General features: G+C 37.2%; 10 protein-coding genes. 5 read left to right on the forward strand and 5 right to left on the reverse strand.

Features of this window, described 5'->3' with window-relative positions:
- Positions 1–14 precede the first annotated feature (14 nt).
- Complete coding sequence (gene alaS, locus FLEMA_RS0113595) at positions 15–2,648, reverse strand: alanine--tRNA ligase (protein ID WP_026997723.1); 2,634 nt, start codon at positions 2,646–2,648, stop codon at positions 15–17.
- Between the two features lie 363 nt (positions 2,649–3,011).
- Here alaS and FLEMA_RS0113610 point away from each other — a divergent pair, with 363 nt between their 5' ends.
- Positions 3,012–3,371 (forward strand): MerR family transcriptional regulator, encoded by a 360-nt coding sequence (locus tag FLEMA_RS0113610; protein WP_026995609.1) that lies wholly within the window; start codon positions 3,012–3,014, stop codon positions 3,369–3,371.
- An 82-nt stretch (positions 3,372–3,453) separates the two neighbouring features.
- Entirely contained in the window at positions 3,454–4,560 is a 1,107-nt protein-coding gene (dprA, locus tag FLEMA_RS68490; protein WP_310587212.1) for a DNA-processing protein DprA, read from the forward strand.
- Here the strand turns inward: dprA and FLEMA_RS0113655 are convergent.
- The 3 genes from FLEMA_RS0113655 to pyrE all read right to left on the reverse strand — a co-directional run bounded on the left by FLEMA_RS0113655 (position 4,557) and on the right by pyrE (position 8,524).
- Positions 4,557–5,324, reverse strand: a complete 768-nt coding sequence (locus FLEMA_RS0113655) for a LytR/AlgR family response regulator transcription factor (RefSeq protein WP_026995611.1) — start codon at positions 5,322–5,324, stop codon at positions 4,557–4,559. The two genes, dprA and FLEMA_RS0113655, sit on opposite strands and share 4 nt — an antisense overlap.
- Before the next feature lie 364 nt (positions 5,325–5,688).
- Positions 5,689–7,575: a histidine kinase dimerization/phosphoacceptor domain -containing protein gene (locus FLEMA_RS0113670; protein ID WP_044171361.1), complete on the reverse strand. Its 1,887-nt coding sequence runs from the start codon at positions 7,573–7,575 to the stop codon at positions 5,689–5,691.
- 310 nt (positions 7,576–7,885) lie between these two features.
- Positions 7,886–8,524 carry an orotate phosphoribosyltransferase gene (gene pyrE / locus FLEMA_RS0113690; RefSeq protein WP_026997724.1) on the reverse strand — a complete coding sequence of 213 codons (639 nt, stop codon included), beginning with the start codon at positions 8,522–8,524 and terminating at the stop codon, positions 7,886–7,888.
- 255 nt (positions 8,525–8,779) lie between these two features.
- Between pyrE and FLEMA_RS0113705 the strand changes: the two genes are divergently transcribed.
- Positions 8,780–9,475, forward strand: coding sequence for an NUDIX hydrolase (locus FLEMA_RS0113705; protein WP_026995613.1), 696 nt, complete (start codon positions 8,780–8,782; stop codon positions 9,473–9,475).
- A 191-nt stretch (positions 9,476–9,666) separates the two neighbouring features.
- On the opposite strand, the gene FLEMA_RS0113715 is transcribed toward FLEMA_RS0113705, so the two are convergent.
- Positions 9,667–10,953 (reverse strand): O-acetylhomoserine aminocarboxypropyltransferase/cysteine synthase family protein, encoded by a 1,287-nt coding sequence (locus FLEMA_RS0113715; RefSeq protein WP_026995614.1) that lies wholly within the window; start codon positions 10,951–10,953, stop codon positions 9,667–9,669.
- Between the two features lie 372 nt (positions 10,954–11,325).
- Here FLEMA_RS0113715 and FLEMA_RS0113745 point away from each other — a divergent pair, with 372 nt between their 5' ends.
- Both FLEMA_RS0113745 and FLEMA_RS68495 read left to right on the forward strand, forming a co-directional pair.
- Positions 11,326–12,204, forward strand: coding sequence for a helix-turn-helix domain-containing protein (locus tag FLEMA_RS0113745; RefSeq protein WP_026995616.1), 879 nt, complete (start codon positions 11,326–11,328; stop codon positions 12,202–12,204).
- Positions 12,205–12,354: 150 nt separating this feature from the next.
- Positions 12,355–12,774: a DUF983 domain-containing protein gene (locus FLEMA_RS68495; RefSeq protein ID WP_044171363.1), complete on the forward strand. Its 420-nt coding sequence runs from the start codon at positions 12,355–12,357 to the stop codon at positions 12,772–12,774.
- Positions 12,775–12,865 lie beyond the last annotated feature (91 nt).

The raw sequence follows: 12,865 nt of genomic DNA on the forward strand, positions 1-12,865 counted from the left end.
AAAATGGTAAGTCGTTATGCTACAAAAGTTCTTCCTTTTTCGATAGCCTTTGCCAAACCGCTTGCATCCGAGCCTCCAGCCGTTGCAAAAAACGCCTGACCGCCTCCTCCACCTTTTACTTCCTTGGCCAATTCACGTACAATCTGACCAGCATTCAACCCTTTTTCTGCTACCAAGTTGTCGGCAATCATAACCGCCAATTGTGGTTTTCCTGCAATTTCTGCTCCCAAAACACAATACAAATCACCTACTTTTGCTTTCAGTTCATAAGCCAATTGCTTGAGGGCATCGGCCGATGCTACTTCTACTACTTCTACAATAGTATTTACAGTACCCACTGCCACAATTTTGTTGAGTAGGCGGTCTTTGGTAGCTTGTAATTTTTCTTGCTCAAAAGCCTCGATTTTTTTGCTAAGTGTATTCTTTTCTTCCAAAAGAGTAGCTACTGCTTTTACCAAATCTTTGGGTGCTTTCAGTAAGTCGTTCAGTTGGTCTAAAATGATTTCTTGCTGACGCAAAATTTCAAAAGCTTTCTCTGACGTAACAGCTTCGATACGGCGTACGCCTGTTGCTACCGAGCTTTCAGCAACAATCTTGAACAAGCCGATATTGCCCGTAGCAGGCACATGCGTACCTCCACAAAGCTCTACTGAATAGTTTTTGTCGAAAGTAATAACACGAACAAAATCGCCATATTTTTCGCCAAACAAGGCCATTGCACCACGTGAAGTAGCCTCTGCAATTGGCACGTTACGTTCTTCGAGCAATGGAATATTTTCACGGATTTTTTGATTAACGATTTCTTCTACCTTGGCTATTTCCTCGTCGGTTACTTTCTGGAAATGCGAGAAGTCAAAACGCAATACTTCGTCATTGACCAATGACCCTTTTTGATTGACATGCGTACCCAATACTTGCTTGAGGGCAGCCTGCATCAAGTGCGTTGAAGTGTGATTGTTATTGGTTAATTTACGACGAGACAAATCAATACTTGCTTTGAGTGGTTCGTCCGACACCAATTCTTCAAAACGCTTGTCATTTACCAAGTGAACAATTAGGTCATTTTCCTTTTTGGTATCTACTACTTGCAAAGCTACACCGCCCAAAGTGATTGTACCTTTGTCGCCAACTTGTCCACCCGACTCGGCGTAGAAAGGCGTTTTGTCCAATACCACTTTGTATTGTGTACCTTGTTTGTTTTGTACTTTTTGGTATTTTACGATAGAAGAAACTGTTTCAAATTCGTCGTAACCCACAAATTCGATTTTGTCAACCTCTTGTAAAATTACCCAGTCTTCGGCCGAAGTGGTAGCATCTTTACGAGAACGTTCTTTTTGAGCTTGTAAAGCCGCCTTATAGCCCTCTTCGTCGATTGATAAGCCATTTTCACGAGCAATCAAGGCTGTTAGGTCGACAGGGAAACCGAAGGTATCGTTGAGCTCAAATACTACTTCGCCATTAATAATGGTTTGGTTAGTAGCTTTTAGGTCAACTGTAATTTTATCTAATAACTTCAAGCCATTTTCGAGGGTACGCAAGAAAGAATTTTCTTCTTCCAAAATCACTTTAGCCACAAAGTCTTGTTGCGAAATTAATTCAGGAAATACGCCATCAAATTGAGCCGACAACAAAGGCACAATTGAATGCAAAAACGGTTCTCTAAATCCTAAATAAGTATATCCATAACGCACAGCACGACGCAAAATACGACGAATTACGTAGCCCGCTTTGTTGTTGGATGGTAACTGGCCGTCGGCAATAGCAAAAGCAATAGCACGAATATGATCGGCAATTACCCGAAGGGCAATATCAGTCCATTTTTCTTGTCCGTAAGTTTTACCAGCTTTGCCAGCAATAAACTGGATAGTACCTTGAAAAACGTCGGTATCGTAATTAGACTGCTTGCCTTGAATAGCCATACAAAGGCGTTCAAAGCCCATACCTGTATCGACGTGCTTGGCAGGAAGAGGTACTAACGAACCATCGGCCATGCGTTCAAACTGCATGAATACGTTGTTCCAGATTTCGACAACCTGAGGGTGGTCGGCATTAACCAAATCTTTCCCTGGTGTATTGGCTACTTCGTCGGCATTGCGTAAATCAATATGGATTTCAGAACAAGGGCCACAAGGACCTGTTTCGCCCATTTCCCAGAAATTATCTTTTTTGTTTCCAAGAATGATACGGTCTTCGCCTACAATGGCCTTCCAGATATCCCAAGCTTCTTGGTCGAAAGGAACGCCGTCTTTTTCGTCGCCTTTAAATACCGAAACATAGATTCTATCTTTGGGTAACTTATATACTTCTGTAAGTAACTCCCAAGACCAAGCCAAAGCCTCTTTTTTGAAATAATCACCAAACGACCAATTGCCCAACATTTCAAACATGGTATGGTGATAGGTATCAAAGCCCACATCTTCGAGGTCGTTGTGCTTTCCCGAAACTCTCAAACATTTTTGGGTATCGGCAATACGCTTTGAAGGTGGAGTACCGTTACCTAAGAAAAAATCCTTGAATTGAGCCATACCCGAGTTGTTGAACATCAAGGTTGGGTCGTTTTTTGCTACTAGTGGAGCGGAAGGAACAATCAAGTGACCTTTTGATACAAAAAAGTCCAAGAACTGCTGTCTTATTTCTCTGGAAGTCATTTGTAATTTTATGATTAAAAAATAGTGATTTTCAGATGATATATGTCACACATATTCACTATTTATATTTTTGTACGAATATGATTCCTTGATTTTTCGATAAAAATTTTATCTTTGCTTAAAATCAATTTTTTGCAAAATTAGTTGTTTTCAAGATGAAGAACGATATTGTTGGTCAATCATTTTCAGTATTGGCTGTACTTTTTATCTGAGCATCTATATTAACCGCTTATAATGAGAATATTAGCACTAAAAATACTTATTCCTAGCGAGTTTATTTTATTGCAATTTTTACTTTGAATAGAGAGAATCAAAGCTATCCATGACTTTATACCCATAGGTTCCTCTCGAATATTTGATATTATGCAAAATCTTACAAAGCGTTATTACTCTATTTCGGAGGTAGCTCAGATGTTTAATATCAACATCTCGAAGCTGCGTTTTTGGGAAGAACAGTTCCCTACGCTCAACCCAAAACGTGACCGTTCTGGGGATAGAAAATATACACAACAAGATATTAATCATTTGAAAGAAATCATTCAACTCGTTAATGAGGATGGACACACGATAGATGGTGCCAAAAAAGCCCTCGAAAGAAATAAGCAACGAAAAACAACTAATCAAAATGTAGTGGATACATTGGTTGGGCTTCGGGATTTTTTTAAAAAACTAAGAGACTCTTTGGATGAAAATGGAGAGGAAAATGACGAACCTTTTTTATAAAAATTTAGTATTATCACCTATTCCTACACAATAATTGATTGATCAAACTTTCTACAAGCATTCAATATTTCTATACCTGACTATGATGTCCTCAGAAAAAATTGCCCAAGTGGCCTTATCGTTAGTTCCTAAAATTGGCGATGTTCTTGTTAAACAACTCATTAGCTATTGTGGCTCGGCCGAGCAGGTATTCAAAACACCCAAGGCAAAGCTCTTGAAGATTCCAAATATAGGCGAAACCCTCGCTCAAAATATCCAAGCTAAAGCCATTTTTGAAAAAGCAACTCGTATTGTAGAACAGGCTCAAAAAGAGCAAGTTGATATTATATTTTATACAGACGAGCAATATCCAAACCGCCTCAAAACTTTGTACGATGCTCCTGCTATTCTGTATTTTAAAGGCAAATGTTCATTGAATACTCCCAGAACAATTGCTATAGTAGGCACTCGACAAATTACCGAGTACGGCAGGCATATTACCGAACAAATCGTTGGAGATTTGGCACAACACAATATCCTTTGTATTAGTGGGCTAGCCTTTGGGGTTGATATTGTGGCTCATAAAGCTTGCCTAAAATACCAGATTCCGACTTTGGGTATTATGGCCAATGGCATCAATAAAGTGTATCCTTTACAGCATAAATCTACCGCTTTACAAATGCTAGAAACAGGGGGTGTTTTGTCGGAACATCCGTTTGGAGTAGAGCCAGAGCCTCCTTATTTTCCTAGAAGAAATAGAATTATTGCGGGAATGTCGGATGCCACCATTGTGGTAGAGGCCGCCATAAAGGGAGGTGCATTAATTACGGCTGAATTTGCTAATAATTATCATCGAGATGTTTTTGCAGTGCCTGGCCAAATCGGGAAATCCTTTTCGGAAGGTTGTAATAAGTTGATTAGAAATAATAAAGCCCAGATTTATACGCAGGTCAATGATATAGTAGAAGCCCTAAATTGGGATTTGGCTAGCCCCAATACCTCGCTACAAATTCCTATTCCCGACTTTTCGGGCTTGTCTACCGACGAAAGCCAAGTAATGGCATTGCTCCACAAAAATGGCACAATGCACATTGACGAACTAAGCTGGCAATCACAAATATTTATGGCAAAGCTTTCTTCTATTTTATTAAGTTTAGAATTTCAGGGCTATATCAAATCACTCCCTGGCAAAAAATATAGCGTTACTTAGCGAAAAGTAAACTGCTTCAAAAACTCGTCTTTATAATTACGACTTAGTGGTATAGCTACGTTGTCTATCATGAGCTCTTGTTCGGTAAATGATTCTACTTTATCTAAATGAATCGCATACGAACGATGTACCCTTACCAGTTTTTCGTAAGGAATGCGTTCTAAAATAGTATTCATAGTAAGCCTAACTACAAATTTTCGTTGGGTTGTTACAATAATAGTATAACTATTGTTGGATTCTAAATAAAGAATATCTACCAAACGCACTTTTACAAATTGATAATGTTGTTTGATAAAGATATAATCGTCTATTTGTAAAATACATTCACGCCCTATTTTGTCTTTTTCTATTTCTAAAGCATTTATAGGCAACTTTTTATGTCGCATTTGGTTATTGTACGCAGCCAAATGAATAGCAATACCGAGGTTGTCATACAAAAAAGGTTTGGTAAAATAGGCCGATGGTAATGTTCTAAGAGCCGCTTTGAGGGTATCTTTATTAGAGCTTTCGACCAAATAAATCAATGGGATTTTCTTCAGTTGTAGCAATTGTTCGCAAATCAGCATTCCTTTTCTCTCTTGTTCATTGGTAATATCACATAATAGCACATCTACCTGATTATTCCGAAATAAATCCATTGCCTTGCTGATTTGATTGGTACAAGCAATAATTTGGCATTGTTCATTTTCTAAAAAATCTATTAGTTTAGAGTCGATAGGAATGTCATCTTCTATAATAAGGATTTTGACATTATCTGTTTTCATGAGTGTGTTATTTTATACTTGCCAGTATCAAGTGAATAATTTAAAACCTTGTCTTTGCAATTGTTTCGGCTTCACTACTTTTATGCTATGATTAAAAACAGGGATTTTTGATTGAAACTTATCAAGCTGAACAATGGTTATTCAGCATCTTCATAAAAATAACTATGCGACAAGGTACTTCCAATTACTACTTTGCTGTATTGATTCAATTTGATATAAAAATACCAAGCACTTTTATAAATATGTTGAATTGCTCAACAATTTTATTTCACAGAATTGGGTGAAGTACTATTGACTATCAAATACTTACAGGCTATTTAGTATTTACTAATTTAGTTAAAATATTGTTATTTAGATAATATCATTATGAGGCAATTTTCAATTGGTCTTTTGGAATATATAGCGTAAAAATTGTGCCATTCTGGTTATGGATATGGTATGTACCCGAAACCTGCTTGCTCAACGAAACGATCAACTGTTTGCCAAAAGATACCCCCTTTTGATTCCATTTGGCTAGGTCAATTCCAATACCATTATCGGCAACATTTAGTGTAATGCCATCGCCAACTTTGAAGCTAATGCTCAAGCTTGGTTTTTGAATACCCTGATAAGCATATTTAAAGGCATTGGTAATTAGCTCATTAAGAATCAGCCCCAAGGGTATTCCCAAATCTACGTCTACTTCTTCCTGTACTACCTCTAGGTTGAGGGTAAAATTGTCACGGTCGTAGCCATAGGAATCCATGATATTTTCTACCAAATCAACGATATATTCTCGCATATTGATAGTGGTAATATGTTCGGTTTGGTATAGTTTCTGGTGAATTAGCGACATGGCTTCTACCCTTCTTTGTCCAGTTTGTACAGCCCTGATGGCATTGTCATCTTTTAGTCCGTATGTTTGTAAGTTGAGCAGACTCGATACAATCGACAAATTATTTTTTACTCGATGATGTAACTCCTTCATCATCAGCTTTAATTTGTCGGCTTGTTCCTGAATTTTGGCGTTTTGTACTATAAGTAAGTCGTTTTTTTGCTCAATTAGCCTTTTTTGCTTGAAAGATACCAATCCAAAAAAGACCAAAATACCAATCAAAATAGCGGCTACTACTAAGAAAACCATTTTTATTTGGTTTTCTTGGTAAAGGTTAGAAATTTGGTGTTCTTTTTTATCGTTTTCATATTTGGTTTGTAATTCGGCAATACGTTGCGAAACATCCTCATTGCGAATACTGTCGTTCAAGGCTGTTTGTTTTTTATGGGCTTGCAACGATTTTTCAAAATCCCCCTGATTTTCGTACAATCTCGACAATACATCATAAGCATCGGCCTGAAAGTATTTGCGTTCTTTAATATTATTGGCCAATTGAATACCTGTTAGTGCCGATTCAATCCCTTTGTCGAAATCTTTTTTACCTAGCAAAGCCCAAGCCATATTGATATATATAGCCGATTGAGAAAAGGTATCATCTGGGCCTATACTGGATAATGCTTTGCGGTATTGTTCAATGGCATTGTTGTATTGATGAAGGTTTTTATAGTGTACTCCTACATTTATCAAACCACTGATATATTCTTCGTTTAAATTTGCCTTTTTCAATAAGGGTAACGCCTTCAGCCCATAGTCGAGTGCCAAATGCGATTTGCCTTGTTTGTCGGCAATAATTCCCAAACTATTATACGCATACCCCAAGATTTCGGGAATTCTGTATTTGCTACCCAATTCTTTGGCTTGGTTATATATTTTAGTGGCTTCATCGAGGGTTTCCTGTCGGTCGTACACATTTCCGATTTTAATCAGTGTACGCCCCATCATGAGGCGGTCGTTCTGTTCCTCAAAAAATGACAAAGCTTTTTGTAAATATTTTAGGGCATCGGCATGTTTTTCTTCGTTGGCTTCGAGTGTACCTAACTTATAATAGGCAGATGCTTCTAAACTTTTCAAGTGCTTTTTTTCACTTATATTCAAGGCTTCATTTAGCAGCCTTACACTATTAACATAATCATGTTTTTTCTCGTGTTGGTCATAGTAGTTTAGTATTGTTTCTACTTTTTCCCTATCAGAAGAAATGCTAGCCAATGCTGTATTTAAGCTATCATAATTTTGGGCTAGCCCGCCCAAGCACCACAATAGGCCCCCTAAAAATATACTTAACTTTCTCATATCAAAACCCTTAAAATACTTAATAATCGTTTTCCAATAGCCCAACAAGTACCCATTACTTGCTATAACCTCAAGCTTGTATTTCAAGTTTTGGAATTATTGACTAGACCTTCATATTTCTATCATATTCGTATTACCATAGGCAATTACCCATCGTATTTATAGAATTCTAGAAATGAAAGACTTACTTTACTTAGGATATAAAACACCTTTACAACAATGAGACGGTATATATGAAAGTGGATGAAGAGTAAAACAAATATATTACTACTACGTACAACAAGGCAATAATATTATATATTAATGAAGAAAAAAATACACAAATGAACAATGCCCTATTAAAGCAATGGTTATTTTCGCTATTACTTTAATAGGACTGTTTTTTATATTGTAATGCTTATACACCCCAAGTAGCAGGGTCATGACGCCATTCTTGTAGAGTAATCAGTTGGCTTTCAGAAACATATTTTTTCTTTACAGCTTCTTCCAACAAGGTTTCGTAGTCGCTCAAAGTATAGAATTTCAAGCCTTTTGCTCCAAAGTTTTCGGTGGCTACCGAAAACCCATAAGAAAAAATAGCTACCATACCCAATACATCTGCACCAGCCTCGCGAAGAGCCTCAGCAGCTTTCAGTGAGCTTCCGCCTGTCGATACCAAGTCTTCGATAAGTACTACTTTTTGGCCTTTTTTAATTTCACCCTCAATCTGATTGCCCATACCATGTTTTTTAGGCTCAGGACGAACATAACAGAAAGGCAGGTCAAGCCAATCAGCAACCAATGCCCCTTGTGCAATACCCGCTGTAGCTACCCCTGCAATAATTTCGGTTTCGGGCCAGTAAGCTTTTACAGCCGCAGCCAATCCGTTTTTGATAGCAGTACGTACTTTTGGATAAGATAATGTGATACGGTTGTCACAATAAATGGGAGAATTCCAGCCAGAAGCCCACTTAAATGGCTTGTCGGGGCTTAATCGTACGGCTTTTACTTCTAGTAGCATAGAGGCTACATCTTGTGCAAGAGTTGCTTGTGTCATGTTTTTACTTTATTTGTCTTGGGCTTTGTTGTTTTTCTATTTGGCTAAAAGAAAATTAGGCAAACCGAATTAATTGACTTACCTTATGTTTACAACGTGATAAATTGAACAGCCTTCTTATCAACTTAAATGCAAAAATAGAAAGAGTCGACCATGTTTTGATAACAAAAATGTAAATTTGCTTTTAATATAGTTTTATATTGTCGCTTTTAAGGCAAACTATATACCAACTAAATAAGACATCAACCCGATAAAATGATTATTTTCATTGATGACCGACCTGTCAAAGTTATAGGTCAAAATAAGGCAAAATCTCTGACCACAACAGAGTTTGACCATTTGATTGATGCAAAACTAGAAGCTATACGCCCTGAAAAATTACATGGCCATGTTCTAATTTTGAATGTATTATTACCAACCATTAATAGACTTTTTTCTATTCTAAAAGAGCATGACTTACCTCATTTTCAATCTATTACGCTTGTTACCGCCGATAGGGATATTACAGAAGAGCAAATCAAAAACCAGTATAAGGTAATTAAAGCCGCTGGTGGGGTGGTTCGCAACGAAAAAGGACAAGTATTGATGATGTACCGTTTGAAAAAATGGGATTTGCCAAAAGGGAAATTAGATAAAGGCGAAAAAGCCAAAGCTGGGGCTGTCAGAGAAGTAGAAGAAGAATGTAATGTAAAAGTAAAGCTCGAAGAAAAAATCTGTACTACTTTTCATACTTATACTTACAAAAACGAGCATATTCTTAAACAAACAAAGTGGTACTCGATGGAATTAATCGATGATTCTAAAATGAGTCCACAAATAGAAGAAGATATTGAAAAATTAGAATGGATGGACCGAAAGCAAATCCATACTGCTTTGATTAACTCGTATTCGTCGATTAGGTATGTAGTAAAAAGATATTTCTATGAAGGCGAAGACCGATGGGATATTTAATAACTATGTAGGGTTACACCCGAAAGTTTATTTTACCATGAAAAAGGCGTTCGAACAACTAGCGTCGAACGCCTTTTTCATGAATAGTCCCTAAATTTCTATTAGTTGAGCAATTGTAAGTCTCTTCGATGTTCTTTTGACAACCTTATAAAAATAGGGGGTGACTCATGTTTTATGGAATATTACTTTTGTTACAACTGGCTTATTGCCTGCTCAATATCGGCCTTTATGTCGTCGATATGCTCAATCCCTACCGAAATCCTCAAGGATGTTGGCTGTACGCCTGCACTAATCTGTTCTGCTTCTGAAAGCTGCGAGTGCGTTGTTGAAGCTGGGTGAATAATCAATGTTTTTGAGTCGCCCACATTGGCTAAATGACTGATTAATTGAAGGCTATTCACAAATTTTTCGGCTTTAGCTCTGTCTCCTTTTAGCTGAAATGATAGCACACCACCAAAGCCACGAGTCAAATACTTTTTGGCTAAGAGGTGATACTTACTACTTTCTAAACCTAAATAATTCACACTTTCTACCTCTGGATGTGCCTGTAACCACTCGGCCAAGGCCAAAGCATTGTCGCCGATTCTCTCTACACGCAATGAAAGTGTTTCGAGTCCTTGCAACAATAAAAATGAATTGAATGGACTCTGTGCTGGGCCCCAGTCTCTTAAACCCTCTACCCTAGCCCGAATAATAAACTGAATGTTGCCGAAAGGCCCACCAACCCCAAATACATCGTTGAGTACCAACCCATGATAACTTGGCGATGGCTCAGTAAACTGTGGAAATTTACCATTTCCCCAGTTGTAAGTACCTGCATCTACAATTACGCCACCCATAGTAGTACCATGTCCACCAATCCATTTGGTTGCAGATTCTACCACTACATGAGCCCCGTGCTTGATAGGCTGAGCAATAGCTCCTCCTGCCCCAAAAGTATTGTCGACTATAAGTGGCAAGTCGTATTTGTTGGCCAAAGCCGCAAAAGCTTCAAAGTCGGGTACACTAAAACTTGGATTTCCGATGGTTTCTAAATAGATAAACTTGGTTTTGTCGTCTATTAGTTTCTCAAAACTCGAAACATCGTCGCCATCGGCAAAACGAGCTTCTACCCCAATATTTTTGAATGAGTTTTTAAATTGATTGTATGTGCCACCATACAAAAATGAAGTAGTAATAAAATTGTCGCCAACGGTAGTAATATTGTTGATAGCCACAAACTGGGCTGCATGACCCGAACCTACAGCCAAAGCAGCTACACCACCTTCTAAGGCGGCGATTCTTTTTTCAAATACATCGCTCGTAGGGTTCATTATACGAGTATAAATATTCCCAAATTCCTTCAATGCAAACAGATTAGCACCATGCTCGGCATTATTAAAGGTATAAGAGGTAGTTTGATAAATAGGTACAGCACGAGAATTGGTAGTTGGGTCTACTTGCTGTCCAGCATGCAATTGAAGTGTTTCAAATTTCATATTTAAACGGTATTTGGATTGTTATTATGGTATTGTTTCTATATCAACCTTTTCAGGTCTTTGATTATTGTTTGTAAAGCTATTGTATAAACAAAAATACTCATTCCTTTTTTATTCTACAAAAACTATAGATTAAATATCTTGTTTTGATAAATATTTAATCTATCCAATAGTGCTGAAATACTATTTTGGGGCAATCGGTAATTATTACCATTGATAGTCGGTTTTGCACCATACTTACTTCCTTTTTCTGCTATACCTTTGGCATATCAAACAAATCTTAATTGTTGTACTTAAGCTTTTGAAATACTCAGTAGTTTGATTAGTAGATTTTTGAATACAACAACTCATACATTGTTCAATTACTTAAATATGTCTGTTACCAAACCTAATATTCCCCTTGTTGATATTTGCACTTTGTCGGAACACAAGGAAGATGATTTTTTGGTGAGTCGTTTTGGGAGCTATCTGGCCAAGCACAAAAACTTGCATTTGGCACACCGTCATAGCTTTTATCATTTGGTATTTTTTACACAAGGTGCTGGCTTTCATACAATTGACTTTAGCCAGTTTGAGGTAAAACCTTATCAGATTTATTTCATGATTCCGGGGCAGGTACATAGCTGGAGTTTTGAGGGGCCAATAGATGGCTATGTGGTCAACTTTTCTCCTGCTTTTTTTCAGTCATTTTTGCTACGCCCTGACTATTTAGACGCATTTTCTTTTTTCAATAATATTGTACAAGACAGTGTTATCAATCTTGAGTTTCCACTTAACCAAAAGATAAAAGGGCTTTTTGAGGAAATCATTGAACATAATACCACAAATGATACTTTTCAGTGGGACATTATAAGGGCTTTGTTGTTACAAATGTTTATTCTGATTGACCAGAAAAACCTTGCTCAAAAACCCCAGAATATCCCTGCTTATAATTACACTTTACTAAAAAATTTCCAGAAGCTGATAGAAAAACATCATACTACGTTAAAGCTCCCTATGGAATATGCTGATTTGCTGTACATTACACCCAATCACCTCAATGCACTCTGCAAAGAGCACCTTGGAATGCAAGCAGGGGAAGTCATCAGAAATAGGATTATTCTGGAAGCAAAAAGACTTTTGATTAATAAGAATACCAGTATTTCGGAAATAGCCTATTTGCTAAATTTTAAGGACAACTCGTATTTCTCTAAGTTTTTCAAAAAACAGGTAGGTATTACCCCCGAAGAGTTTAGGAAAAAAGTTCATTAGTAAGTGAATAGAAAAGATTGACGAGTCAATGAAATAAAACCGTTGAAAGCGTTTTTTATCTTGAATATATCAATCATTATTTCTGTAACCCGGTAATTAATAATTTGTTATCAATATATTTTAGTAGTAATACAAATAAATTTCAAGCTCATGGATTCATATAATAATATTCGTTTTGATGGAGAACGTTCTCGTTTACAGGCTATTGCCGAGTTACGTTGCCCGCAATGTCGTCAGGGAAAGATGTTTAAATATTCTAACTGGCGTATCGACAAGTTTGATGATATGCACAAAAATTGTCCCGTGTGTAATTTACATTTTGAAGTAGAGCCGGGCTTTTGGTATGGTGCTATGTTTGTGAGTTATGGCTTTTCAATCCTTATATTATTGGTATTAGGACTTACCATTTACTGGGGTTTTGGCGACCCATCTATTTGGGGTTATATTATTCCTATTCCGATTGTTTCGTTGCTAGCTGTGCCTTTCAACTTTAGGATGTCGAGAAGTGTGTTTTTGCATTTATTTGGCTTTGTCAAGTACAAACCCGAGTTAGGAAAGGTAGTATTATAAGCAAACGTGAGTTATCCCAACTTGAGTGTTAGCGATACAATTCTTTATGGCTAAAGATATGCCATTCAGATATTTAACATATAAAAGGCGT

The organism is Flectobacillus major DSM 103 (genome assembly GCF_000427405.1).
In the GTDB taxonomy this organism is placed as follows: Bacteria; Bacteroidota; Bacteroidia; order Cytophagales; family Spirosomataceae; genus Flectobacillus; species Flectobacillus major.